The 24,668-nt window shown below is 69.7% G+C and carries 27 protein-coding genes; 15 read left to right on the top strand and 12 right to left on the bottom strand.

Features of this window, described 5'->3' with window-relative positions; all coding sequences use genetic code 11:
• Positions 1–29: 29 nt before the first annotated feature.
• Together WFH44_RS19025 and WFH44_RS19030 are read left to right on the top strand one after the other, a co-directional pair.
• Complete coding sequence (locus WFH44_RS19025) at positions 30–1,265, top strand: endonuclease/exonuclease/phosphatase family protein (protein WP_336715893.1); 1,236 nt, start codon at positions 30–32, stop codon at positions 1,263–1,265.
• Positions 1,266–1,312: 47 nt separating this feature from the next.
• Positions 1,313–1,603 (top strand): GNAT family N-acetyltransferase, encoded by a 291-nt coding sequence (locus WFH44_RS19030; protein ID WP_336715894.1) that lies wholly within the window; start codon positions 1,313–1,315, stop codon positions 1,601–1,603.
• Positions 1,604–1,637: 34 nt separating this feature from the next.
• Here WFH44_RS19030 and WFH44_RS19035 read toward each other — a convergent pair whose 3' ends face one another.
• Positions 1,638–2,207 carry a hypothetical protein gene (locus WFH44_RS19035; RefSeq protein WP_336715896.1) on the bottom strand — a complete coding sequence of 190 codons (570 nt, stop codon included), beginning with the start codon at positions 2,205–2,207 and terminating at the stop codon, positions 1,638–1,640.
• A 268-nt stretch (positions 2,208–2,475) separates the two neighbouring features.
• On the opposite strand from WFH44_RS19035, the gene WFH44_RS19040 reads away from it, so the two are divergent.
• Positions 2,476–2,688, top strand: coding sequence for a hypothetical protein (locus WFH44_RS19040; protein ID WP_262107737.1), 213 nt, complete (start codon positions 2,476–2,478; stop codon positions 2,686–2,688).
• A gap of 177 nt (positions 2,689–2,865) precedes the next feature.
• Here WFH44_RS19040 and WFH44_RS19045 read toward each other — a convergent pair whose 3' ends face one another.
• From WFH44_RS19045 to WFH44_RS19065, 5 genes are read right to left on the bottom strand one after another with little or no spacing between them, the layout of a single operon-like run.
• A complete protein-coding gene (locus tag WFH44_RS19045) occupies positions 2,866–3,144 on the bottom strand; it encodes an HPr family phosphocarrier protein (RefSeq protein WP_264796210.1) in 279 nt (92 codons plus the stop codon).
• 15 nt (positions 3,145–3,159) lie between these two features.
• On the bottom strand, positions 3,160–4,845 hold the full coding sequence (locus tag WFH44_RS19050; protein WP_336715898.1) for a phosphoenolpyruvate--protein phosphotransferase: 1,686 nt from the start codon (positions 4,843–4,845) through the stop codon (positions 3,160–3,162).
• Between the two features lie 48 nt (positions 4,846–4,893).
• On the bottom strand, positions 4,894–6,969 hold the full coding sequence (locus WFH44_RS19055; protein WP_336715899.1) for a PTS fructose transporter subunit IIABC: 2,076 nt from the start codon (positions 6,967–6,969) through the stop codon (positions 4,894–4,896).
• Positions 6,970–6,981: 12 nt separating this feature from the next.
• Positions 6,982–7,968: a 1-phosphofructokinase family hexose kinase gene (locus WFH44_RS19060; protein ID WP_336715900.1), complete on the bottom strand. Its 987-nt coding sequence runs from the start codon at positions 7,966–7,968 to the stop codon at positions 6,982–6,984.
• Positions 7,965–8,747 (bottom strand): DeoR/GlpR family DNA-binding transcription regulator, encoded by a 783-nt coding sequence (locus WFH44_RS19065; protein ID WP_336715901.1) that lies wholly within the window; start codon positions 8,745–8,747, stop codon positions 7,965–7,967. Before WFH44_RS19065 ends, WFH44_RS19060 begins: the two co-directional genes overlap by 4 nt.
• A 156-nt stretch (positions 8,748–8,903) precedes the next feature.
• Here WFH44_RS19065 and WFH44_RS19070 point away from each other — a divergent pair, with 156 nt between their 5' ends.
• Together WFH44_RS19070 and WFH44_RS19075 are read left to right on the top strand one after the other, a co-directional pair.
• Positions 8,904–9,305 carry a hypothetical protein gene (locus WFH44_RS19070; protein ID WP_336715903.1) on the top strand — a complete coding sequence of 134 codons (402 nt, stop codon included), beginning with the start codon at positions 8,904–8,906 and terminating at the stop codon, positions 9,303–9,305.
• Positions 9,306–9,353: 48 nt separating this feature from the next.
• On the top strand, positions 9,354–9,977 hold the full coding sequence (locus WFH44_RS19075) for an alpha/beta hydrolase (protein WP_336715905.1): 624 nt from the start codon (positions 9,354–9,356) through the stop codon (positions 9,975–9,977).
• A gap of 61 nt (positions 9,978–10,038) precedes the next feature.
• On the opposite strand, the gene WFH44_RS19080 is transcribed toward WFH44_RS19075, so the two are convergent.
• On the bottom strand, positions 10,039–10,290 hold the full coding sequence (locus WFH44_RS19080; RefSeq protein ID WP_336715907.1) for a DUF6458 family protein: 252 nt from the start codon (positions 10,288–10,290) through the stop codon (positions 10,039–10,041).
• A gap of 184 nt (positions 10,291–10,474) precedes the next feature.
• Here WFH44_RS19080 and WFH44_RS19085 point away from each other — a divergent pair, with 184 nt between their 5' ends.
• On the top strand, positions 10,475–11,386 hold the full coding sequence (locus WFH44_RS19085) for a hypothetical protein (protein WP_336715909.1): 912 nt from the start codon (positions 10,475–10,477) through the stop codon (positions 11,384–11,386).
• Positions 11,387–11,722: 336 nt separating this feature from the next.
• Here WFH44_RS19085 and WFH44_RS19090 read toward each other — a convergent pair whose 3' ends face one another.
• Entirely contained in the window at positions 11,723–13,003 is a 1,281-nt protein-coding gene (locus tag WFH44_RS19090) for a DUF445 domain-containing protein (protein ID WP_336715911.1), read from the bottom strand.
• A 101-nt stretch (positions 13,004–13,104) separates the two neighbouring features.
• On the opposite strand from WFH44_RS19090, the gene WFH44_RS19095 reads away from it, so the two are divergent.
• From WFH44_RS19095 to WFH44_RS19120, 6 genes are all read left to right on the top strand, one after another.
• Positions 13,105–13,977, top strand: a complete 873-nt coding sequence (locus tag WFH44_RS19095) for a glycerophosphodiester phosphodiesterase family protein (RefSeq protein WP_336715913.1) — start codon at positions 13,105–13,107, stop codon at positions 13,975–13,977.
• A gap of 122 nt (positions 13,978–14,099) precedes the next feature.
• Positions 14,100–16,304 carry a glycoside hydrolase family 15 protein gene (locus WFH44_RS19100; protein WP_336715915.1) on the top strand — a complete coding sequence of 735 codons (2,205 nt, stop codon included), beginning with the start codon at positions 14,100–14,102 and terminating at the stop codon, positions 16,302–16,304.
• Between the two features lie 18 nt (positions 16,305–16,322).
• Positions 16,323–17,120, top strand: coding sequence for an AzlC family ABC transporter permease (locus WFH44_RS19105; protein ID WP_336715917.1), 798 nt, complete (start codon positions 16,323–16,325; stop codon positions 17,118–17,120).
• Positions 17,117–17,428, top strand: coding sequence for an AzlD domain-containing protein (locus WFH44_RS19110; RefSeq protein ID WP_336715919.1), 312 nt, complete (start codon positions 17,117–17,119; stop codon positions 17,426–17,428). The genes WFH44_RS19105 and WFH44_RS19110 overlap by 4 nt, the downstream gene beginning before the upstream one ends.
• 27 nt (positions 17,429–17,455) lie before the next feature.
• A complete protein-coding gene (locus tag WFH44_RS19115) occupies positions 17,456–18,367 on the top strand; it encodes an NUDIX hydrolase (protein ID WP_336715920.1) in 912 nt (303 codons plus the stop codon).
• 130 nt (positions 18,368–18,497) lie between these two features.
• Positions 18,498–18,761 (top strand): DUF1876 domain-containing protein, encoded by a 264-nt coding sequence (locus WFH44_RS19120; RefSeq protein ID WP_336715922.1) that lies wholly within the window; start codon positions 18,498–18,500, stop codon positions 18,759–18,761.
• Positions 18,762–18,810: 49 nt separating this feature from the next.
• Here the strand turns inward: WFH44_RS19120 and WFH44_RS19125 are convergent, their stop codons facing one another.
• The 4 genes from WFH44_RS19125 to WFH44_RS19140 all read right to left on the bottom strand — a co-directional run bounded on the left by WFH44_RS19125 (position 18,811) and on the right by WFH44_RS19140 (position 22,609).
• Entirely contained in the window at positions 18,811–19,464 is a 654-nt protein-coding gene (locus WFH44_RS19125) for a hypothetical protein (protein WP_336715924.1), read from the bottom strand.
• Between the two features lie 150 nt (positions 19,465–19,614).
• Positions 19,615–20,142 carry an HtaA domain-containing protein gene (locus tag WFH44_RS19130; RefSeq protein ID WP_336715925.1) on the bottom strand — a complete coding sequence of 176 codons (528 nt, stop codon included), beginning with the start codon at positions 20,140–20,142 and terminating at the stop codon, positions 19,615–19,617.
• A 179-nt stretch (positions 20,143–20,321) separates the two neighbouring features.
• Positions 20,322–21,272, bottom strand: a complete 951-nt coding sequence (locus tag WFH44_RS19135; RefSeq protein ID WP_336715927.1) for a zinc-binding dehydrogenase — start codon at positions 21,270–21,272, stop codon at positions 20,322–20,324.
• Positions 21,273–21,454: 182 nt separating this feature from the next.
• A complete protein-coding gene (locus WFH44_RS19140; RefSeq protein ID WP_336715929.1) occupies positions 21,455–22,609 on the bottom strand; it encodes an acetate kinase in 1,155 nt (384 codons plus the stop codon).
• 124 nt (positions 22,610–22,733) lie between these two features.
• On the opposite strand from WFH44_RS19140, the gene WFH44_RS19145 reads away from it, so the two are divergent.
• Genes WFH44_RS19145 through WFH44_RS19155 form a run of 3 tightly spaced genes read left to right on the top strand, consistent with a single transcriptional unit; the run spans position 22,734 to position 24,612 of the window.
• Positions 22,734–23,063 (top strand): thiamine-binding protein, encoded by a 330-nt coding sequence (locus WFH44_RS19145; protein WP_336715931.1) that lies wholly within the window; start codon positions 22,734–22,736, stop codon positions 23,061–23,063.
• Positions 23,060–23,743, top strand: a complete 684-nt coding sequence (locus WFH44_RS19150; protein ID WP_336715932.1) for an O-methyltransferase — start codon at positions 23,060–23,062, stop codon at positions 23,741–23,743. The genes WFH44_RS19145 and WFH44_RS19150 overlap by 4 nt, the downstream gene beginning before the upstream one ends.
• Positions 23,740–24,612, top strand: a complete 873-nt coding sequence (locus tag WFH44_RS19155; RefSeq protein WP_336716049.1) for a spermidine synthase — start codon at positions 23,740–23,742, stop codon at positions 24,610–24,612. Before WFH44_RS19150 ends, WFH44_RS19155 begins: the two co-directional genes overlap by 4 nt.
• Positions 24,613–24,668 lie beyond the last annotated feature (56 nt).

The raw sequence follows: 24,668 nt of genomic DNA on the forward strand, positions 1-24,668 counted from the left end.
CGTTTGCCGCGGCTGCGTACGCTGCGGCCATGACCCGCCTGCTTAAGCCCCTCGTGGCCGCGCTCGCCGCCGCAGCCCTGTCCGCCGTCGTTGTTCCTCCCGCCCAGGCCGCCCCGCAGGCGGCCCCGCCCGCGGGGCATACTGGGAACGTGCAGCAGGAAACGATCCGGATGGCCACCTACAATGCCAGCCTCAACCGCGGTGCGGAGGGTGAGCTGCTCGCCGACCTGGCCACGCCGGACAACCAGCAGGCCCGGAACATCGCCGAGGTCATCCAGCGGAACAACCCGGACATCCTGCTGCTGAACGAGTTCGACTACGCCGAAAACAATGCAGCGGTCGACCTGTTCCGGCAGAACTACCTGCAGGTCAGCCAGAACGGGCAGCCGCCGGTCGAGTATCCGTACGCCTACACCGCCCCCTCCAACACCGGAGTCGACACGGGCGTGGACCTGAACAACGACGGCGTGCTCGGCACCGGGGACGACGCGTTCGGCTTCGGCCTGTTCCCGGGGCAGTACGGCATGGTCGTGCTTTCGAAGTATCCGATCGACACGGCCAACGTGCGCACCTTCCGGAACTTCCTCTGGAAGGACATGCCGGGCAACCTGATGCCCGCGGACTACTACTCCGCGGAGGCGCAGGCTGTGCTGCGGCTATCCAGCAAGTCGCATTGGGACGTGCCGGTGCAGGTCGGCAGCAGGACCGTCCACGTGCTGGCCAGCCATCCCACCCCGCCCTCCTTCGACGGGCCGGAGGACAGGAACGGGAAGCGCAACTATGACGAGATCCGTTTCTGGGCGGATTATGTGGCGGGCGCGCCGCGGGCATCGTACATTTACGACGACGGCGGGGCGCCGGGCGGTTTGAAGCCGGGGTCGCGCTTCGTGGTCATGGGCGACCAGAACTCCGACCCCCGGGACGGCGACTCCTACCCGGGCGCAATTAACCAACTGCTCGACCACCCGCGCATCCAGGATCCGCGCCCCGCCTCGCAAGGGGCTGTGGAAGCGGCGGCGCTGCAGGGCGGCGCCAACATCAACCACCTGGGCGACCCGCGCTTCGACACCGCCGACTTCAACGACAACCCGGCGCCGGGAAACCTGCGCGCCGACTACGTGCTGCCGTCGAAGAACCTGCTGGTCCGCGGCGCCGGCGTCTTTTGGCCCAAGCGGGGCGAGGCCGGCTCGGAGCTGACCGGCGAGTTCCCGTTCCCCACCAGCGACCACAGGCTGGTCTGGGCCGATGTGCAGCTGCGCGGCTAGCGCTGCGGCCCATTGCGCCGCCTCCCCGGCGCTGGGAAGCTCGAAGCATGGTTGAGAGCTTCTCCCTGACACGCAATGACGCCCAGAGCCGCTACGAGATCCACGTGGACGGCAGGCTGGCGGGCGCCTCGGTCTACCACGCGAGCGGGCGCGAGGTCGCCTTCCAGCACACGGACATCCGGGCCGAGTTCGAGGGCGAAGGCCTGGCGGCCAAGCTCGCCGAGTATGCCCTGAGCGACGTGGCGGGGCAGGACAAGACCGCCGTGCCGCATTGCCCGTACATCGCGGGGTACCTGCGCCTGCATCCCGAGATGGCCACGCGCGTCCGCTGGCCCTGAGCCTGCGGGCGGGAGAACGGGGGAGTGCGCCGGATCAGCGGCGCCGCTGCCAGCCCAGCGCGTGCAGCCCCAAGGCCAGGCCGATGCAGGCGAAGCCGCCGCCGAGGAAGCCGGGGGAGAGCGTGGGCAGGATGAACAGCCACACGCTCGGATCGGGGCCGGGATCGAACTGGTCCGTATTGATCAGGCCCAGCGGGACCAGCGCCGAGAAGATGCCCAGGCCGAGGGTGACGAGGCCGACGAGCCAGAGGGCCAGCAGGAAGGGGTTGATCTTCTGCGCCGCGGATTCGGCAGGTTCCGCAGACCCGGCCGGGTCGCCGGCCGGCGCGACCTCGGAAATTCCCGGGCCGTCCGGGGTCCCCTCGCGGCCGGGACCCGACGGCCGGAGGGAGTGGTCCGGCCGGCTGAACGGGGTGTGGTCCGGCGGGCGCGGAACGGGTTGGGCAATCTGGCCGGAGCCGGCCGCCTGCTCGGATGGGCTGTTGCCGGATGACTGCCGGATCTGGCCGTTGCCGGCAGCGCGTGCGGACTGCCCGGTCCCGGAGGCCTGCCCCTGGTGCCCGCGCTGGTAGATCGGGTCGTAACGCTCGTCGAATCCAGGCATCCGCCGCCCCTCTCGGTTTGTTCCCACAACCTATCCGAATCCGTCCGCGCTTGTTAGGCTTGCCCGCATGGGAACACTGATTTTCGAGTAATCCGCGCGTCGCCCTGCCGCGACGCCCGTCAGATGCCAGCTCAAAATCCCGCCTGCCGAGGCTGTGCCTTGCGAGTCGTTCCCGCGCCTTCCGTGCTTGGACGGACCCGCCTTCCGCCGTCACTGGCGCCGGCACCAGGCACCTTCTCCGCAGAGCATTAAGGATCCGGAGGAAACCATGACCACCGCTGATAAGAACAAGGACCTGCACGTCCATCTGGCCCCGTCGGCGGCCGCCAAGCTGAGCAGTGAACAGCAGAAGCGGCTCGACGAGGCCCGCGCCGCCAAGAATCCGGGCGACCTGCCCGGCTGGCACAGCATCGGCAACGGCCACAAGCCGACCCATGCGAGCAGCCGCCAAGGCCGCGGCGAGAAGCAGGTCCGCTGGTAGCGCACCTGCGCAACGATGTCCGTCGGCGCCGGGCCGGCCCCGTCGGGTGCGCCCGATCCCCGGACTCTTCCATTAACCAAGGACTCCCCTGGACCGGCAGGTCCAGGGGAGTCCTTGTCTGTGCTGCGGCGGCTAGCCTGCACGCACTGCGCGTCCGGCCGCTGACTGCGTCGGCCGCTACTCGGCGTCGTGGTCCGTCTCGAGGACCTGCGCGAGGGATTCGAGGGCCGCGTCCGCGCCCTCGCCCTCGGCGCGCAGGACCACCTTGGCGCCGTACTCGGCGCCCAGGCCCATCAGCGACAGGATGCTCGAGGCATCCAGGGCCTCGTCCGCCGGCGTGCCTTCGAGGCCGATGGTGACCTCGACGGGCTGTTCGGCGGCGGCTTCGGCGAAGATCGCGGCGGGGCGGGCGTGCAGGCCGACGCGGCTGGCGACGGTGGCGATACGTTCGGGCATGATTGTCTCCTTTGGTTAGAGTCCGAGGGTTTCGAGCATTGGCAGGTTGGCGCGGACCTTGGCCTTGGCGGTTTCGGGCGAGTCCGCGGTGACGGCCAGCCGGGCCGCTTCCTTGGCCTGCTCCAACGTGACCGTCTTGAGCAGGGCGGCCACGCCGGATAGCGCCCGGGCATTCATCGAGAGCGAGTTCACGCCCAGTCCCACCAGTACGACGGCGAGGGCCGGGTCCGCGGCCGCCTCACCGCAGACACCGACCGGCTTGGGCGGCTGGTGGGTCGCGCCGGCTCCGTCCACGGTGGCCTTGATCAGCTGGAGCACGGCCGGCTGCCAGGGATCCGTCAGATCGGCCAGCGGCCCCAGCTGGCGGTCCGCTGCCATCGTGTACTGGGTCAGGTCGTTCGTACCGATCGAGGCGAAGTCCACGGCCTCGAGGATGGTGCCGGCGGTCAGGGCGGCGGACGGCACCTCCACCATGACGCCGGGGGTCTTCAGCCCGGCAGCCTCGCACAGCCCGGCGAAGTGCGCCGCCTCGGAGGCGGCCGAGATCATCGGGGCCATGACCCAGACTTCGGCCTCGCTCTGGCCCGCGGCCGCGGCGATGGCCTGCAGCTGGCGCTCCAGCACGCCCGGGTGCGCCTTGTCCGTGCGGTACCCGCGCACTCCCAGCGCCGGGTTCGGTTCCGTGGCGTCGGTCAGGAACGGCAGCGGCTTGTCGGCGCCGGCATCCAGCGTGCGCACCACGACCTTCTTGCCCGGGAAGGCATCGAAGACGGCCTTGTACGCGGCGGACTGTTCCTCGAAAGTCGGTTCCTCGTCGCGGTTCAGGAAGCAGAACTCCGTGCGCAGCAGCCCCACGCCTTCGGCCCCGGCGGCGGCCGCGGCCAGCGCGCCCTCCCCGTCCCCCACGTTGGAGAGCAGCGGCACCAACTGGCCGTCCGCCGTCGTACCCGTGCCGTCAAAGGCGGGCAGCGCCCCGCGGGCCGCATACGCCGCGGCCGCGCTGCGCTCCGTTTCCCCGGGTTCGGGCACCACGAGGCCGGCCGAACCGTCCACGAACACTTCGGTGCCGGAGGGGATGGACGTGACGCCTTCGGCGGCGACCACGGCGGGCAGGCCGAGCGCGCGGGCGAGGATGGCCGTGTGCGACTGCGGCCCGCCGCCGGCGGTGACCAGCGCGATGACCTTGGCCGGGTCCAGCGTGGCCGTGTCGGCCGGGGCCAGATCGTCGGCCGCCAGGACGAACGGGACATCCGAATCGGGGATGCCCGGCGCCGGGACGCCGCGCAGTTCCGCCACGATCCGGGCCCGCACATCCAGCACGTCCGCCGCGCGTTCGGCCATGTAGCCGCCGAGCGCCTTCAGCTGCGCCGCGACTTGCTCGGCCGCTTCCCAGACGGCCCGCTCGGTGCTGCGGCCGGCCGCCAGAAGCTTGCCGGCGGACTTCAGCAGCATCGGATCGGCGGCCATCAGCGCGGTGGCCTTGAGGACCTCCGCGGCGTCGCCGCTGGCATTGGCGGCGCGGGCCTTCAGCCCGGCCTGGACGGCCTTGGCCGCGGTCTTCAGCCGTTCGGTCTCGGCTTCGATGCTCGCTTCCGCCGGCAGGCCGATGCCGGCATCGGGCTCGGGGACTGCGGGCGGCATCTGCAGCACGGGGCCGATGACGCGGCCGGCGCTGACGCCTGCTCCGGTGATGCTGCTCATTGGGTACCTCACTGTCGAATTCCTGCTCTTCTTCGAAAACGCTGCGGGTCAGGCGGGCACGGCGGCCGGCTCGGCGGCGGCCTGCTTGCGGACGGCGTAGCGCTTCAGTGCGACGACGGCCAGGGCGGAGATGATCGTTCCCACCACGATAGCCAGGAGGAACATCGGCAGGTTGCCGATGGCGAAGAAAACGAACAACCCGCCGTGGGGCGCCTGCGAGGTGACGCCGGCCGCCATGCAGATGGCACCGGTGACGGCACCGCCGACCATGCTGGCCGGGATCACGCGGAACGGGTCAGCCGCGGCGAACGGGATCGCGCCTTCGGAGATGAAGGAGGCACCCAGCAGCCAGGCCGCTTTGCCGTTCTCGCGCTCGGCGAGGGAGAAGCGCCTGCGGTCGAGCACGGTGGCCAGGGCCATCGCGAGCGGCGGGACCATGCCGGCCGCCATGACGGCGGCCATGATCATCCAGGGCGCCTGGTTGGTGGCGGAACCGGCGCCCAGGCCGGCGACGGCGAAGGAGTACGCCACCTTGTTCACCGGGCCGCCGAGGTCGAAGCACATCATCAGGCCGAGGATGACGCCCAGGACCGCCGCGGAGGTGCCGGTCAGGCCGGACAGCCAGGTGTTCAGCCCCGCGGTCAGTGCCGCGATGGGCCCGCCGATGAAGAGGAACATGGCGCCGGAGGCCACAATCGAGGCCAGCAGCGGGATGATGACCACGGGCATCAGGCCGCGCAGCCAGCGCGGTGCAGCCAGCGTGGTGAGCCAGTAGGCGAAGAAGCCGGCGATGAGGCCGCCGACCATGCCGCCGAGGAAGCCGCCGCCCATGAACAGCGCGACGGCGCCGGCAGTGAAGCCGGGGGCGATGCCCGGCCGGTCCGCCAGGGCAAAGGCGATGTAGCCGGCCAGGGCCGGGACCAGGAAGCCCATGGAGAGCTGGCCGATCTTGAACAGCACCGCGCCCAAGTAGGTCATCACGCCGCCCTCGGGCAGGTTGAACAGGCTGTTCTCCAGCACCACCTTGTCCGCCACGTTGGTGATGTCGTACCCGCCGAGCAGGAAGCCCAGCGCGATCAGCAGGCCGCCGCCGGCAACGAACGGAATCATGTAGCTGACGCCGGTCAGCAGCGCACGCTTGAGCTTGCCGCCGAAGCTTTCGCCGCCGCCTGCGCCTGCATGCTCGGAGATGTCGGCGGTGGCGCTGACGCGGCGGGCATTGGGATTGTCCGCCGCCGCCAGGGCTTCGCGGATCATCACGTCCGGCTCATCGATGGCGCGCTTGACCGGAGACTGGATCACCGGCTTGCCGGCAAAGCGCTCCTTCTCGCGTACGTCGACGTCCACGGCGAAGATGACGGCATCCGCGGCGTCGATGACCGCGGGATCCAGCGGGGTGGCGCCGGCCGAGCCCTGAGTCTCGACCTGCAGGTCGATGCCGGCCTCCTTGGCCGAGGCCACCAGCGAATCCGCGGCCATGTAGGTATGGGCGATGCCGGTCGGGCAGGCGGTCACGGCGACCAGGGTCTTCTGCGCCGGCGAAGCGGTCCGGGCAGGTGCCGGCTCAGCCGCGGCTGCGGGGGCGGCAGCTGCTGCGGGAGCGGCTGCAGTGGTGGATCCGGAGCCGGCGGCCGTGCTGCCGGTTCCCGCGGCGGCGGTGGCCGGGGCCTTCTCCGGGTAGACGGCGCCCTCGACCAGGGCCACGATCTCGGCCGGCGAGGCCGCCGAACGCAGCGCGGCGGTGAAGTCCTTCTTGACCAGCGAGCGGGCCAGCTTGGACAGCAGCTGCAGGTGCTCCTTGTCCGCCCCTTCCGGTGCGGCGATGAAGAAGACCAGGTCGGCGGGGCCGTCCTTGGCGCCGAAGTCGGCGCGCGGTTCGAGCCGTGCCATGGCGAGCGTCGGTTCCAGCACGGCCGTGGAGCGGCAGTGCGGAATGGCGATGCCGCCGGGCACGCCCGTGGCGGTCTTCTGCTCGCGGGCTACAGCGTCGGCGTAGAGCCCCTCGAAAGCAGCGGCGCGGCCCGTGTCGACCACGCGCTGGGCCAGGTGCCGGATGACTTCCTCGCTGGTGGTGCCGAGGTTCTCGTCAAGGGTGACGAGCTGTTCGGTGATGAGCTGGGACATGTGTCTTCCTTATTAGCGTGAAGCTGCCGGCGGGAGCTGGACAGCCAGTGCGGTGACGACGACGGAGCCGGGCTTCGTCTGTTCAAGTGAGGGCAGGGTGGTTCCGGGCAGGGAAGCGGCGGCGGCGCCGTGCGCGACGGCCTGCCGGAGGCAGTCGGCGGGGGCATCCCCCCGCGTGGCCGCCAGGAGGTAGCCGGCCAGGGAGGAATCCCCGGCCCCGACAGTGCTGCGGGCGGCCACCGGCGGATGGACCGCGGACCAGGCGCCGTCCCGGGTCACCAGCACGGCGCCTTTCGCGCCGAGGGTTGCCAGGACGGCCTCGGTTCCCCGGTCGAGCAGGACCTCCGCGGTGGCGGCGGCCAGTTCCGGCGACGCTTCCAGTTCGGCCTCGCTGTGCAGGCCGGCCAGCTCGGCCAGCTCCTCGGCGTTGGGCTTCACCAGGTCCGGGGCGGATTCGAAGCTGGCCGCGTAGACCTGGCGCAGCGGTTCCCCCGAGGTGTCGACGGCGATGCGCGGGGCGGCCACACCGAGCTCGGTGCGGACCTTGGCGGTGAGGGTCGCGTAGAAGTCGCCGGGGACTCCGGGCGGCAGGGAACCGGCCAGGACCAGCCAGGCCGCACCCGAGCACTGGGCCACCACGGCGTCGGCCAGCCGGTCCTGCTGCTGCCGGTTGAGGAGCGGGCCGGGCTCGTTGACCTTGGTGGTGGTCCCGTCCGGCTCCGTCAGGGTGATGTTGCTGCGCAGGGGCTGGCCGATGGGCAGGGCCATGTGGGCCAGGCCGGCCTGCCGGAGGCCGGCGACCACCGGATCTTCCGGATCGCCGGGGAGGACGGCGAGGCTCTCCGCGCCCGAGGCTGCCAGGGCCCGGGACACGTTGACGCCCTTGCCCGCCGCCTGCTGGGAGGCCGAGGCCGCGCGCTGGACGCTGCCGCGGGAGAGCGGGCCGGTCAGTTCGACCGTCCTGTCCAGGCTCGGGTTGGCTGTCAGTGTGATGATCATGCGACCACGACCTCTACGTCGGCTTGTTCAAGCGCGCCGGCGAGGGGGCCGGCAGGTTCTTTGTCTGTGATCAAGGTGTCGATTTCCTCCAGCCCGGCAAAACGCACCAGGGTTTCCTCGTCCAGCTTGCTGGAATCGATAAGCGCTACGACCCGGCGGGCCGAGCGGACGATGGCGGTCTTGACCGCCGCTTCGAGCGGATCCGGTGTGCTCAGCCCGAAGCTGGCATGGATCCCGTTGGCGCCGATGAAGGCGATGTCCGGGCGAAGGGCCGCGAACCGTTCGAGGGTGGCGGCGCCGATGCCCGCGCTGGTGAGGCCGCGAACGCGCCCGCCGACCATCTCGAGTTGGAGCTGCGAGCCGGTGGAGATCCGGTAGGCGATGGGCACTGCATGGGTGATCACCAGCAGGTCGTCGTGGCGGCCGTTCGGCTCCGAGGTCAGCAGTTCGGCGAGCAGTTCCGTGGTGGTGCCGGCATCGATCACGGCCGAGGCGGCGCCGGCGGGCACCAGTGCCAGCGCCTGGCGGGCGATGCGCAGCTTTTCGTCGTGCCGCTGCAGCTGGCGCGTGTCCAGGCTCTGCTCGCTCGTGCTGGCCTTGTGTACGGCCACGGCGCCGCCGTGCACCCGGCGCAGCTGGCTCAGTTCCTCCAGCATCGCGAGGTCCCGGCGGACGGTCTCCTTGGTGATGTCGAACTTGTCCGCCAGCTCGCCCACTGTCACGCGCCCCTGGGTGTCGACCAGGGCTCCGATCAGGCGGTGGCGTTCAGCGGCGAACATGTCTCTCCAAGTGCTGCGTGGGGCTTCTGCGATGCTGTGACCGGAGTCACTCGCGTCTTTGTTTTGATGACTTTATCTGCGTTTCCCTCCCCAAGTCAACACAAAAAAAGATAAAACAAGAAAATCGGGGGTCGGCTGGCGGGCTACGGTAGCTGTATGAGGCCCGACGTGCGCAGACTGCTGTGGCTGCAGGCGGTAAACATCCTGCTCGCGGCGATTGCCGGCGTCGTTCTGGTTATTGGGATTGACCAAGGGGCGGCGGCGCTGATGGGCGTGCCGTCGGACTTCATCCTGGGCGGGTTTGGCGCCGCGCTGATGATCGGCGTGGCTGTGGTGGTGCTGGTGTTCGCGGCCTTGGCTTTCCGCGGGATGGCGCGCGGGGCGCGGTATGCCCCGCTGTTCGCCATGCTCGGCTGGGCGCTGCTGTGGTTTCCGCTCGAGCTGGCGCTGTCGGTCCTGATGCCGGGCAGCCCCGCGGCACAGTTCGCGGCGACCGCCGTCAGCGGGCTTGGGGTGGCGCTCTCGCTCGCGGTCCTGGGCAGTACCAAGCCGCGCTGAGTGTCCGGTGGGCGGCGGAGGATGGAAGGCGGATGGTAGAAGTGGTGCATGGAAACCGCCGCCTGGTCCCGCCCCGCCGAAGAGCGTGCCGGCACCGACTTGCTGGTCATGATCCACGGCTACGGTTCTTCCGAAGAGCGGCTGTTGCCGCTGTTCGAGGTGCTGCCGCCCAATGTCACGGGCGTGGCGCCGCGGGGCCATTTCGACGTCGGCGGCAAGCACGGGTGGTTCCTGCTGGATCCGTTCCTGACCTCGGACTTCGCCGAGGTGGTCGGCTCGGCGAACCGGGTGTTCGAATGGCTGGATCCGATTCTCGAGGCCGGCAGTTTCCGCAGCGTGAGCCTGCTCGGCTTCTCGCAGGGGATGGCGATGGCGACCACGCTCCTGCGGCTGCGCCCCGCGGCCTTTCGCGCCGCCGTCGGGCTTTCCGGCTTTGTGCTGGACCACGACCTGCTGGCCCTGACCGATGAGCTGGACGGCAGCCTGCCGTTCTTCTGGGGCCGCGATGCCGACGATGTGGTCATCCATGGGGACGCGATCCAGTATTCGGCCGATTGGCTGGAGGCGCACACGCGGGTCACGGCGAGAACCTATCCGGGCATGGGGCACAACATCGGCGCGGAGGAAATGCGCGACGTCGGCATATTCCTTCGCGTCTATTTGGGGCAGTGATTCCGGTGCTGTCCGCCGGGGCCCCGTGCTGCCACCCGCCCGTGCCGTTGGAGGCCCGCCTCTAGAGGCCGGTGTCGCGGACGTCGTCGCGGCGGACGGTTTCGCCGGTTCTCGGATCGCTAAGCTGGCGGCTCTCGGTCACGCGGCGGCGGCTGGTGCCCGCCATCACGACGGAGATGATCAGGCCGAGGGCGCCGACTCCCATCAGGATCCAGCCGACCAATGTCAGGTCGACGAAGTCAACGACGTCGGCGACGGCGAACGCCAGAATTGCGCCGATGGCGATCAGGGCTATCGATGATCCGATCCTCATAGCAACTGCTCCTTCTCCGGGCCGGCCGGGCACAATCAGTGCCCGACCTGCTGTAATGTCGGCGGTTCTCGTACGTGCTCAGCATACTTACCTTGGTCCCGCGTGGGGATGATTGGCGGTTTTCGGCTCTGCCGGGGGCCCGTGTTCTAGGGTTGATCTCGTCAGGCACGAACGAAGGAGACGCATGGCCAGGAAATACAATCCGGCAGTAAGGATGGCGGCGGGCACGGCGTTCGATGCGAAGGGAAACCCGAAGCCGCACGTGACCAACGCGATCATGAAGGCCCTGGATGTCCAGCGGCCCTTGGTGCTGGCCAACCTGAACCGGATGCGGCGAAAGTACCCGGAGGCGTCGCCCGCGGAACTGTCCGCCATGCTTGAGAAGCATTATCTGAGGACCGTGACCGGCGGCGGCGCGGCCGTGGGTGGTTCTGCGCTAGTGCCCGGGGTCAGCACCGTCGCGGCACTCGGCCTGTCGGCGGTCGCGACCATGGGCTTCCTCGAGGCTACGGCGCTCTATGCGCAGTCGATCGCCGAACTGCACGGTGTCCACCTCGACGACCCGGACCGTGCACGCACCATGGTCATGGCCATTCTCATGGGCGAAGAGGGCCTCGCGCTGCTCCGGGACCTGGTGGGCCAGGCCGGAGGCAAGAAGCAGAGCCAGCCCTGGGGCAACCTCGTCGGCACGAGCATGCCGTCCGGAATGGTTGGAACCGTGCTGGACAGCATGCGCCGGCGGTTCCTGAAGAAGATCCTTGCCAAACAGGGCACCGCCATGCTGGGCCGCGCCGTGCCCTTCGGCATTGGAGCCGTGGTGGGCGGGGTCGGCAACCACTTCATGGCCCGGAAAGTCATCTCCGCGACGCAGGAGGCCTTTGGCGAGCCGCCTCTGGCGCTGCCGATGGGGCTGGTTGAGGAGCTGGCGCAGAAGCGGCACTACATTCCGCGCCGACATCAGGAGCTCGCCGCGGGTGCCGGCGGGGCCGGGACTGGCGCGGCCGCGACTCGGGGCTTCGTGGGCGCCAAGGATGCCGACGGCGGCGGGGATTCCCCGGCCTCCGGGGCTGAGAATCGGGAAGTGCCCGGCGACTGACCGTCACGCGGCGGTAGGTCTTCGCTACCGGGGCCGGGGGTCGGGAAGTGCCCGGCGACTGACCCTCGTGCGGCGGTTGGTCTTCGCCGTCGGCGCCGAGCCCTCTCGTTGCGACGGAAACGGTGCATCTTTGGCGGAGAATTGCAGGCTTTTGCGGGAACTGTGAGGCTCTGACCTGCGGCTTTACTGCGGACCGTTCCAAGAAACTGCGCCGTTTCCGTCGCAGAGCCGGGACAGGCGGCCTGACTGACCAGCGCCAGCGGGCCGCCGGTGCCGGTTCGAGGCGGAGCCTGATGGCCCAAGTGGAGCGGCGTGCACCTATCCGGCCACTGGTGGCTAGCCGAAGATGGCGTGGGCGATGGTGAAGATGAGCAGGCCGGCGAGGGAGCCGACGACGGTGCCGTTGATGCGGATGAACTGCAGGTCGCGGCCCACTTGGAGCTCGATTTTCCGGGAGGTTTCCTCGGCGTCCCAGCGCTCCACGGTTTCGGTGATCACACCGGCGATCTGCGAGCGGTAGGTGCGCACGAGGTAGCCGGCGGCTTCCTCGATCCAGCCGTCCACCTTGGCGGCGAGGTCGGCGTCGTTGGCCAGGCGGTGGCCGAAGTCGCGGACGGCGGCGGTGAATTTCAGGCTGAGTTCGCTCTGCGGGTCATCGACCGCCTGCAGCATGGCCCGCTTGATGGTTTCCCAGGTCCGGGCGGCGAGCTGGCGGACTTCCGGATCGCCGAGGGCATTGTTCTTCAGGTGCTCGACGCGGGCGATCATGTCCGGATCGTGCTGCAGGTCCTGCGCGAGGGACTGGAGGTAGACGTCCAGCTGGCGGCGGACCTGATGGTCGGGGTCGTCCTGGATGGAGACGATGAAGCGGTACAGCTCCATGTGGACCTTGTCGCCCATGAGCGAGTCCACGAAGGACGGCACCCAGGTGGGGGAGCGGTCCGCAACCAGGCGGGATACAGTTTCCTGGTTGTCCAGCACCCAATCGGCGGCACGGTCCAGCAGCAGATCCACGAGCTTCAGGTGGTGGCCGTCGTCGAGCACGCGCTTGGCGAGTTTACCCAGGGGCGGCCCCCATTCCGGGGCGAGCAGGTGCCGGCGGGCCATGGACTCGATGACGTCCTGGACGTCTTCGTCGTTGAGCACCAGCATGGCGGCGCGGATGGCGGCTGCGCCCTCGCGTGCCACCCGGTCGGCGTTCTGCGGCTGTTCCAGCCAGGCACCGGTGCGCGCCGAGACGCCCAGCGAGGCAATCTTGGCCTTGACCACTTCTTCGGAGAGGAAGTTGTCCTCGACGAAGCCGCCGAGGCTTGCGCCGATCTGGTCCTTCTTGCGGGGGATGATCGCGGTGTGCGGGATCTTCATGCCCAGGGGATGCCGGAACAGGGCGGTGACGGCGAACCAGTCGGCGAGGGCGCCGACCATGCCGCCCTCGGCGGCGGCGCGCACGTACTCCAGCCACGGGTAGCGGTCCTGGAGGGCGAAGGCGACGAGGAAGATCACCGCCATGGCCAGGAGCAGGCCGCCGGCAATGCGCTTCATCTGCCGCAGTCCGGCGGCACGATCGGCATCGGTCAAAGCCCGCGCACCGCCGTCGTACGTCACCTCAGTGGCCATCCGTCCTCCGTCTGGAAATTCGAGTCTTCGTCACAGTAAGTTAACCAGTCCGTCAGCGTACGCAGGGTCCGCGCCCCCATTTGCCGGGTAGCGTGAAATCCATGAAGCACAAGATCTTCGCCCACCGCGGTTCGAGCGCCCGGTTCGCCGAAAACACGCGGGCGGCCTACCTTCAGGCTATTGCGGACGGCGCCGACGGTATCGAGTGCGACATCCATTTGACGGCCGACCTGAAGCTGGTCTGCTTCCACGATTTCGACTTGGACCGCACCTCGAGCGGCACCGGCCATGTTGCCGACCATACCCTCGATGAGCTGCTGCGGCTCGATGTTTCGTCCTGGCGCGGAGCGTCGATACCGCCCGAGTACGGCGGGATCGCTGACCAGCTGATGACGCTGGACGCCTTGGTCGACCTGATGCGGGCCGCTGGCCGTCCGCTGGAGCTGGCAGTGGAACTCAAACACCCCAGCCCCTTTGGCCAGACCCTTGAAGACGAGCTGCTGAAGTACCTCATGGCCCAGGGCTGGGAACCCGAGTCATCCCGGCTGGACAACATCACCATTTCCTTCATGAGCTTCCATCCCGACGCCATCAAGCATCTGGGCGACCACGTGCCAATGGAGCATTTGTGCCAGCTGGTCGACGACATTGAAGCCGACGAGATCCGCGGCAGCCTGTTCATGGGCAAGCTCACGGCGGGAGCCGTGGTGGCGCTCCTGCGCCGGGCCCTGTCCGAAGGCGAGCAGCTGATCGATGCCGGCAGTGTGGGACTGGCCGGCCCGGGTATCGACTACGTGCGCGCGCACCGCCCGGTGATCGAGCGCTGGCTGGCGGCCGGCCGCCGCTTCCGGGTCTGGACCGTCGACGATCCCAAGGACGTACAGCTCTGCCGTGACCTGGGCATCCAGGAGATCACGACCAACCGGCCGGCGCAGGTCCGGGGGCTGCTGGAGGCCGCGAAGCTGAGCGCCTGATCAGCACCGGGGCGTCGCCGGACCGGGCTTCCGGACCGGCCGCAGACCTCCTGCATCACTAGGCACATCACAGTTCGGCGGCCCGCATAGCGGAGAGGGTCCAGCTGTGATTGAGTTGGTAAATGGCCTCTCCGATCGAGGATTATGCGCTGCTGTCGGACCTGCATACCGCGGCGCTTGTGTCCCGGAACGGGAGCATGGACTGGCTGTGCTTCCCGCGGTTCGATTCCGACTCGACCTTCGGCGCCCTGCTCGGCACGCCGGAGCATGGCCGCTGGCTGCTGGCCCCGGACGGCGCGCACGAAGGGGCCACCGAACCGCTGGGCACGGGGCCGGCCGGCGGCGCGACCGGCGGACCGCCTCAAGCCCAGGCGGAGAACGGGCACCAGCTGCCTGCGGATACGGCCGCCAGCGGCGCCGACACACCGGATAGGGATACGGCCTCCAGCGGCACCGAAACGCCGTCCCGCGATGCGGTCTCGGATGCCAAGGCCAGCGAAGGGGGATCCGCCACCGAGCAGGTCTCGCACGACGAAGCCCGAGGAGGGTCCGCCGTCGTCAATCCCGCCGGCACGCCAAGCCGGCAGGGCAGCACAAGGGACCCGCGCGAAGGCCACGGCCGCTCGGCACGCTCGGAGCAGAGCAGTGGGCGTGCCACCGGTGCGGATGACGCCGCCGAGGCCGAGCGGAAGCGCAGCCGCGGAGCCCCCGTCGTCGTCGAACGCAGCTACCTGCAGTCCACCTTCGTACTGCGCACCTGCTGGCAGACCTCCACCGGAGAGGTCACGATCACGGAGTTCATGCCCGTGGGGGACCGCCGCGCGTCAGTGGTGCGCCGGGTGGAATGCACCTCCGGCTACGTGACCGTCCACCAGGAAATCGTGATCCGGTTCGGCTACGGCGAGGCCGTGCCGTGGGTCTACCGCGTCAATGACGAGGACACCGGCGCCGAGTCCATTGTCGCCATGGCGGGACCGGACGCCGTCGTGATGCACGGTTCCAAGCTGCCGATGGCCGAGGACCGCCGGCACCGCGGCGACTTTACCCTCCGTGCGGGCGAGGTCGCGGACTTCGAGCTGTGCTGGTTCCCGTCGCACCGCAAGGTCCCGCCGATGTGCAACGTGGACCAGCAGCTCAAGGACAGCGTGGCCTACTGGCGCGACTGGTGCTCGCGCTTCCCGCCGCAGGGCGAGTACCACGAGATGGTCAAGCGCTCGCTGCTGGTCCTGCGCGCGATGACGCATGAGAGCACCGGCGGAATCGTTGCCGCGCCCACCACCTCGCTCCCGGAACGGTTCGGCGGCGAGCGGAACTGGGACTACCGCTTCGTCTGGCTGCGCGACGCCGCGCTGACGCTGGAATCGATGATGACGCACGGCTACGAGCGGGAGGCGCTGGAATGGCGCAACTGGCTGCTGCGGGCCGTCGCGGGGGATCCGGAGGACCTGCAGATCATGTACGGGCTGGCGGGCGAGCGGCTGCTGATCGAGCGCGAGCTCGGCCAGTTCCCCGGCTACCTGGATTCCGCGCCGGTGCGGATCGGCAACGGCGCTATGTGCCAGTACCAGGGGGACGTGATCGGCGAGGTCATGGTGGTCCTGGAGAAGCTGCGCAACCTCGGCCAGAAGGAGGACCACTTCTCCTGGCCGCTGCAGAAATCGCTGCTGCACTACACGGAGCGGCACTTCTTCGACCGGGACCACGGCATCTGGGAGATGCGCGGGGAAAAGAAGTACTTCACGCACTCCCGGGCGATGATGTGGGCGGCCTTCGACCGCGGCGTCCGCGCCGTGCAGGACCACGGGCTGGAGGGCGAGGACGAGCACTGGGCGCGGCTGCGCGACGAGCTGCGCGAGGAGATCATGGAGCACGGCTTCAACAAGGAGGTCAACTCGTTCACCCAGTCCTACGGATCCAGCGAGGTGGACGCGTCCCTCCTGGTGTTGGCGCAGGTGGGTTTCGTGAAGTACGACGACGACCTCATGCTGGGCACCGTGGCGCGCCTTGAGCAGGATCTAATGGATGATTCGGGGCTGCTGAGGCGCTACCGCACGGAGACCGGCATGGACGGCCTGTCGCCGGGCGAGTACCCCTTCCTCGCGTGCTCCTTCTGGCTGGTGGAGCAGTATGCGCAGACGGGGCGCATCGAGGATGCCCGCCAGCTGATGGACCAGCTGGTGGGATACGCCAACGAACTGGGGCTGCTCTCGGAGGAGTACGACACGGCCAACGAGCGGATGGCCGGCAACTACCCGCAGGCGTTCTCGCACCTGGCCCTGATCCGGGCGGCTGACGCGATCAACGGGCACGCGCAGCAGGCCTTGTAGCGCGACTAGGCTGGAGGGGTGAAAATCCTGCAGTCTCCGGCGGTCAAGGTGGGCCTGTCCATCTCCATAGCTACCGGCCTCTACGGGATCTCCTTCGGCGCCCTCTCGGTGGCCTCCGGCCTGGACCTCTGGCAGACCATGGCGCTGAGCCTGCTGCTGTTCAGCGGCGGTTCCCAGTTCGCTTTCATCGGGGTAGTCAGCGGCGGGGGTACGGGCCTCGCCGCGATGAGCGCCTCCGCCTTGCTGGGCATCCGCAACGGGATCTACGGCATGCAGATGAACGCACTGGTCGGCCCGCGCGGCTGGCGCAAGCTGCCGGCAGCCCACGTCACCATCGACGAATCCACCGCCACCGCGTCCGGCCAGACCGACCCGGTCGAACAGCGGCGCGGCTTCTGGACCGCAGGCGTGGGCATCTTCCTGCTCTGGAACGTCTTCACCGCGGTCGGCGCGCTCGCCGGCAACGCGCTGGGCGATCCGAAGGCGTGGGGCCTGGACGGGGCCGCCGTCGCCGCGTTCCTGGCCCTGCTCTGGCCCCGGCTCAAGGGCAAGGAGCCGGTGGCCATCGCCGTCGTCTGCGCCCTGGCCACCCTGCTGGCCGTGCCGTTCGTGCCCAGCGGCGTTCCCATCCTGGTGGCCGCCGCCGTGGCCGCGGCGATCGGCTGGTTCACCCACAAGCCCGTCCCCGAAGGGCTGGCGCCGGACATCGAGCCATACCCGGAGCCGTACTCCGAGCACGACTGTGCCCACATGCAGCTGCCGGACGCGGACGTCCGCCGCGGACCGGACCACCCGACCGGGAGGGGAGAAGCATGAGCCTCTGGTTCTGGATCCTCGCGGCCTGCGTGATCTCCTACGCCACCAAGTTCGCCGGCTACCTGGTGCCGGCCAGGTGGATGAAGAACGAGCGGATGTCCCGCATCGCCGCCACGCTGACCATCGGCCTGCTCGCCTCGCTCACCGTGGTCAACGCGTTTTCCAGCGGGCAGCAGCTCACCCTCGACGCGCGGGTCGGGGCGCTGCTCGCCGCCGCCGCCGCGCTCCTGCTGCGCGCCCCGTTCCTCGTCGTCGTTATTGCCGGCGCCGCGGCGGCAGCCCTGCTCCGGCTCGCCGGGTGGGGCTAGCCTTGACAGCTGTGAAAAGCTAGGGGCATGACCGCCGGAGACACCCGACCGCCGACCTTCAAAGGCCCGAGGGACCCCGGAGACGCGTGGGCGGTCGGCCCGGACGGGACGCGGATGTGGGGCCTGTTCGGCTCCGCCGGCCTGCTCGCGGTGGACCGGGCCCGCGGCGTGCTGCTCCAGCACCGCGCCGTGTGGAGCCACTACGGCGGAACCTGGGGCATCCCCGGCGGTGCGCGGCACGAAGGCGAGTCCGCCGTGGCCGCGGCCCTGCGCGAGTCGCACGAGGAAGCGGGCGTCCCCGCCAACGCCCTCGAACCGCTCTTCACCCGGGTCCTGGACCTGGGATTCTGGACGTACACGACGGCGGTGGCCTGGACCACGCACGGATTCGAACCTGAGGTGCGGGACGCCGAAAGCCTCGACCTGGCCTGGGTGCCCGTCGACGAGGTGGACCGGCTGCCGCTCCATCCGCACTTCGGCGAGGCCTGGCCGCTGCTCCGGTCCATGATCCAGCACCGCCCCGCGCTCGTCGTGGACGCCGCCAACGTCGTCGGCTCCCGGCCGGACGGCTGGTGGAAGGACCGCGCCGGTGCCGCCGCCCGGCTGCTCGACGCCCTCGCCCCGGCGGTCGCCGACGGCCTGCCCGCCGGGCTGTTCGGGATGGACGCGCACACCGCCTGGCCGCACACCGTCGTCGTCCTCGAAGGCGCCGCGAAGGCAGCGGCGGGAGCGACGGCGCCCCGCCTGGAAGTCGCCCGCGCCGGCGGGGCGGGGGATGACGAGATCGTGGCCCGCGTGGAATCGCTTTTGCAGAACGACGGCGGCGCTCCCGTCACGGTGGCAACGTCCGACCGCGGGCTGCGGCAGCGGGTGGAGGAACTGGGCGCACGCAGCATCGGCGCCGGCGCCCTGCGGGATGCGCTCGACTCCCGTGGCTAAACACCGCCCGGCCCCCGTCCCGGCGCGGCCGGCGCCCTACTAAACAGCGGGGCAAACTCCGGGCTGAACGGCTCTTGACGTCCCCGTCGGGCCGGCGGGATCGTGGGGTGGTCAAGAGGAGGAGATTGCCATGAAAGAGAAGCGCTGGTCGGTGGACATCGTCATCGACGAACATGAAGGCCGCACCCGTGCCGAGGCGCGGCTGAAGGCCGAGGCCGCGACGCTCAAGGGCACCGGCCTGGCCCGGCTCAATCCCAGTGACCCCGACGTTCCCGAGATCGGCGACGAGCTGGCCACCGCGCGGGCGCTGGCGGACCTGGCGCACCAGCTGATCGAGGCCACGGCCGCCGACATCGAGAAGGTGACCAAGTCGCCGTCGGACATTAAAGCCTGACGCCCGCCCGGCGTCGGCCGACCCCGCCGCGGCAACCGCGCCGCGGCGGCTAGAGTTCTACGCCCTCCGGCAGCTCGGCCTCGTCGAACTTCTGCCGTTCGCACTCCTCGGCCAGCGCGGGGTAGGTCTCGGCGATCAGGTCGAGGATCCGCCGCCGGACCACCAGGTACGCCTCGCCCACCCCGACGACTCCCTTGAATGCCCGCAGCTCGGTCTCGTAGGACGTCTGCTGGTGCCGCAGGTAGTTCACGGTGAGCCGGTCCAGCCGGTGCTTCACGGTCTTCATGCTGGCGGGGGACTGGCTGCGCTTCAGCCGGCCGTTGAAATGCTCGATCGCCTTCTGCTGCACCACCGTCCACGGCTCCGGATCGATCCGCAGCGGCAGCGCCTCCGCGACGGCCACGGCCTCCTTCTTCTTGGCCAGGGCCCGTTCGCGTGCGGCGATCTGCCGGGTCCGCGAGGCCTCCTTGGCCTTCTGGAACTCTGGCGTCGACTCGATGCGCAGCACACGGTCCAGCGCGTACAGCTTCATCGGCGCCGCCTTGCGGGAGAACGGGTTGCGCGCGAGTTTGTCCGGCTCGGGGAGGAACGTCCTGATGTGCGTCTCCGTCCACCCCCGGTCCTTCTTCAGGTCGCCGGCGATGAGCATGCCCTCGCTGCCGGCCGGTTTCGGACGTGGCGGATGGTGCTTGCCTCGGGCCAAGGGGTGTTCCTCCGGTGCTGGTGCGCGGTGCTGGTATGACGCGTCGGTGTGAAAGGGCCGGACAAGTCTACCGGGGAACACGTCGTGCCGGGCTGCGGCGCCGGGCGGCGACGGCTGGAGCTTGCCGCGCCGGCCCGCGGAACCGATTGGCTAGGCGGGGGCCGGGATCCGGATGAACAGCGGGTCCATCGGCTGGCCGGCCGGGTACTGGTCGTTGAAGGTCTCGGATCCCTCGGCGGACAGCGCGGTCTGCACGCCTTCCCAGAGCTGGCCGCCCTCGGCGGCGACGGGGGAGTCCGGCGCGGCCTGCAGGGTGGCCAGCGGATACCGGGTGTCGACGCCGGGTTCGCCGATGGTCAGGACGGCGCCGTCCGCGGTGAACTCCACCCACGGGTCCAGCAACTGGACGAACATCATGCCGTAGTGCCCGCTGAGCCGGACGTCGCCGCGGAAGCGCAGCACGCCGGTACGGGTGGCGGCGTCGAAGCTGCCGCCGGCGGGCTGGAAGTTGAAGAGGCTGCCTTCGACGATCTCGGCACCGTCGGTCGCGGACACCTGGGCGTCGGGCAGGCCGGAGAGGTAGCGGACGAAGCTGCGCTTGATGCCCCAGGTGAGGCCCAGCGGCGGCAGCGCGGGATGGTCTGCATCGGCGTGAAGGTTCACGGCTGGCTCATTCATGGTCGGGCTCCGGTGGGTCGAATTCTCTTGCAGACGAGCCTATCGGCACACACCGGCGCCCGCGCACGCAACCCGGCCGCCGGCGTCGCACTCCTTAACCTGCCGGACGGGAGCGGGTACGTGTCGCCGGGCCGGACGTCCGGGCGCGGGCCGGGAGGCCCGCACCCGGGCTCCGAGGATCAGTCGGCGATCTTGGCGACCAGCCGGCCGACGACCTCGCCGCGCTTGAGCTTCTCGATGCCCTCCGGGATGCCGTCGAAGTCGATTTCGGTGATGGTCGGATTCAGCTGGCCGGTGGCAAAAAAGCCGTACACGCCCTGCACGTCCTCCTTGGTGCCGCCCTGCGAGCCAACCAGCGTGACCTCGGAGAGGATGAGCGCCTTGGTGCTGATAGTGGCTTCGAGGCGGCCCATGCCGACCTGGACCACGCGGCCGCCGCGCCGGACCGTCTCGATGGCCTCGCCGGTGGTGGTGCCGAAACCAGCGAAGTCCACGATGACGTCCAGACCGATCTCCTTGAACTCGGCGATGGACTTGGCGACGGCGGCCGCGCCGATTTCCTTCGCCTGGTCCCAGACCTTCTCGTTGACCTCGGCTACGTAGACCTCGGCGCCGGCCAGTACGGCCACGCGGGCGCCGATGGAGCCAAGCCCGCCGAAGCCGATGATGCCGACTTTGTCGCCGGCCTTGACCTGGCCGTTGGCGATCACGGCGTGGTGGCTGGTCATGCCGGCGTCGGTGCCGGCGGCGCCCTGCGCGAAGCTGACGTTTTCGGGGATGCGAACCAGGGCTTCCTGGTCGATCGCGGCCTTGAAGCTGAAGCCGCCGTCAAACCCATAGCCCGGGGCGCCCACCGACGTGGTCGGGCAGAAGCCGACGCGGTCGCCGACCTTCCAGTCCCGGACGCCCTCGCCGACTTCGGTGATGACGCCGGCTACTTCGTGGCCCAAGGTGATCGGCCGCTTGGCCAGGGTGGAGAGCCAGCCTTCGTCCTCCAGCATGCCCACATCCGAGTGGCACAGGCCAGCGGCCTTGATGTCGATCACGACGCCACCGGGGGAGGCCGCGGGCTCATCGACTTCGTTGAGTACCAGCGGTTCGTGGGTGTTGGTGAACTGCCATGCCTTCATTGTTGGTCCTCCTTGACCGCGTTACTGCGATGTGCGCCGCCTTGGATCTAGGCGCTGTTGGACGGCCGGGGATTTCGGCCTTCCTCATCCAATCTAGTTCCCGGGCCGACCGATTTCCATACTTATGCATGTATGTTCCGTCACCCTGCAGGCGCTTCCCTGCGCTGAAAACCTGCTGCGCTTCAGTGCAGGGAGCTAACGACGGCGGCGGTCGCCTCCGCGATCACCTGTTCTTCGTCCGTGGGCACCACGAGCACGGGGATGGCGGAATCCGCCGCGCTGATGGTGCAGGCCTCCTGCGGATCGTCCGCGGCGGTGTTGGCGGCGGCATCCAGGCGGATGCCGAGCATGCCGAGCCGGTCCACGGTCAGGGCGCGGAATTCCGCCGAATGTTCGCCGACTCCGGCGGTGAAAACCAGCGCGCCGGCGCCGCCGCAGGCCACATGGTAGGCGCCGATGTACTTGGCCAGCCGGTAACTGGCCACCGCCAGCGCCATCCGGGCGCGGCCGCTGCCTTCCCCGGCGGCCTTCACGATCCCGCGCATGTCGTTGCTGCCCGCCAGCGCCTTCAGGCCGCTCTCCCGGTTGAGCAGCTCCTGCAGCCGTTCGGCGCCGTAGCCCTCGCGCTGCAGGAAGAGCAGCAGCCCGGGGTCCAAGTCGCCGGGCCGGGTGCCCATGACCAGCCCCTCGAGCGGGGTGAATCCCATGGAAGTGTCCACGCTGCGGCCGCCGCTGATGGCCGTGGCGGAGGCGCCGTTGCCCACGTGCGCGACCACGGCGTCGAACTCCTCCAGCGGCGTGCCGAGCATGCGCGCCGCCTCGCGGGTGACGTATTCGAAGCTGCTGCCGTGGAAGCCGTAGCGGCGCAGCCCGTACTGCTCCTGCAGCTCGTCGGGCACCGCGTAGCGCCAGGCATGCTCCGGCAGCGTGCCGTGGAAGACCGTGTCGAACACCGCCACCTGGGGCAGGCCGGGCCACTTCCTGGCGGCGGCGCGGATGCCCTCGGCGTTGGGCGGATTGTGCAGGGGCGCCAGCGGGGCGAGGTCTTCGATGGCGCCCAGCACGTCTTCGTCGATCAGCTGGTGCGTCCCGAAGCGGCCGCCGCCATGGACCACGCGGTGCCCGACAGCGTCGAACTCCACCCCGCCGAGGCCGGCTTCCAGCTTTTCCGCCATGGCGTCCAGCGCCTGGCCGTGGTCGCGGACGTCGCCCTCGCCGATCTGTTCGATAGTGCCTTCGGCCAGGACGCCGCCGCGCGGATCGCCGGAGCCGGCCGGAATCCGGCGCACCTGGTATTTCAGCGACGAGGACCCGGAGTTGATGATGAGGATGAGCATTGAAGCGGCCTCCTACTAGGGGACGGTGCCGGTGCGCGGCAGGTGCCAAGACCATCCTGCACGATGTGACGGACCGAGTAGGCAAACCTGTTGCCCCGCGCGGGCCCTATGCCAGACTGGGCACATGCTTGTAGCCTTTTCAGTCGCCCCGTCCGGCCCGCCCGCCACCGGCCCCGTGCCGGCCAATGCTTCGGTGCATGACGCCGTGGCTGCTGCCGTGAAGGTGGTCCGCGAATCCGGCCTGCCCAATCAGACGGATTCCATGTTCACCACGATCGAGGGCGAGTGGGACGAGGTGATGGACGTGGTGCGGCGCGCCACGGAAGCCGTGGGCCACTACGGGGAACGGGTCTCTCTGGTGCTGAAGGCGGACATCCGGCCCGGCTACTATGGCGAGCTCACCGGCAAGGTGGAACGCCTGGAAGCGGCCCTCGAAAGGCGGGAGGGCAAGTGAGCCTGACGGAGGACAACTGGCTGGCGGTGGACCGCTTCCTGACGGACACGCTGGTGGGCGAGGATGCCGTCCTGGCCGCGGCCAAGGAGGCCAGCGCAGAGGGCGGCCTGCCGCAGATCGAGGTCTCCGCCCCGCAGGGCAAGCTGCTAATGCTGCTGGCCAAGCTGACCGGGGCGCGCAAGGTGCTGGAGATCGGCACGCTCGGCGCGTACAGCACCACCTGGCTGGCCCGCGGCCTGCCGGAGGACGGCGAGATCATCACCTGCGAGTTCGAGCCGAAGCACGCGGAGGTGGCGCAGGCGAACCTGGAGCGCGCCGGGCTGGCCGGCAAGGTCAGCATCCAGGTGGGTGCGGCGCTGGACACGCTGCCCCGGCTCGCCGCGGACGGGGCCGGCCCCTTCGACCTGGTCTTCATCGACGCGGACAAGGTGAATAACGCCAACTACGTCGAGTGGGCACTCAAGCTCACCCGGCCGGGCAGCCTGATCGTGCTGGACAACGTGGTCCGCGGCGGCGGCGTGCTGGATAGCGGCGAGGGGAATGACGACGACGCGGCTGCCGTGCGCGGGACCAGGGCCGCGCTGGAGCTGCTCGGCTCGGACGAGCGGCTGGAGGCCACGGCGGTGCAGACCCTCGGGTCCAAGGGGTGGGACGGCTTCGCTCTCGCCCGGGTGAAATAGCACCTGCACGGCCGGCCCCTCGGCGCCGGCAGCGCGAGGCCCCCGGCGCCGACGGGCCGGTGGAGGGCCGCTATGAAGTCTCCTCCGGCACGGCCGAGCTGGTCCGGGACTTCGACGGGGGCGACGCCTGGCTGCTGAAAATCAACGGCGTCCAGTCCTCGCACATTGTTATTGGCGAGCCCGAGCGGCTCGATTTCGAGTACATGCGGTGGATCGCCGCGCTGGTCGAGTCCACGTGGGGCCGGGAGGCGCCGCTGCGCGCGCTGCACCTCGGCGGCGGCGCCTGCTCGATGGCCCGCTACCTCGCCGCGCGCTACCCGCAGGCCCGGCAGGTCGTCGTCGAAATCGATGCGAAGCTCGCGGAGCTGGTGCGCCGCTGGTTCGACATCCCGAAGGCCCCGCTGGTGCGCATCCGCGTGGGCGAAGCCCGCGAGGTCACAGAGAGTTTGAGCCCAGGAAGCCGCGACCTGATCATCCGGGACGTGTTCGCCGGCAGCCGCACGCCGGAACCGCTGACCACGCTGCAGTTCACCGAGGCGGCCCGGCGGGTCCTGGCCCCGGGCGGGATCTACCTGGTCAACTGCGGGGACGCTCCCGCACTGCAGCTGGCCCGCGCCGAGGCGGCTACGATCGGCCGCGTTTTCCCGCACAGGGTCATCATCGCGGACCCGCCGATGCTCAAGGGCCGGCGGTACGGGAACGTGATCATCGCCGGCAGCGACGTCCCGCTGGGACAGGATCCCCAGCTGGTCCGCCGGCTGCTGGGCGGGGCCGTCCCGGCGACCCTGTGGCAGGAAGATGACGTGGCCGGTTTTGCTCAGGGGTCAATAGTGCTCGAAGACTGGACCCCGCCGTCGGCCACGACTTAGAATCGTTTCACCGGGGTAGATAGCAGCACGTGGGAAGTGTGGCTATGATTTAGAAC

It is taken from the genome of Arthrobacter sp. USHLN218, assembly GCF_037144715.1.
Classification (GTDB): domain Bacteria; phylum Actinomycetota; class Actinomycetes; order Actinomycetales; family Micrococcaceae; genus Crystallibacter.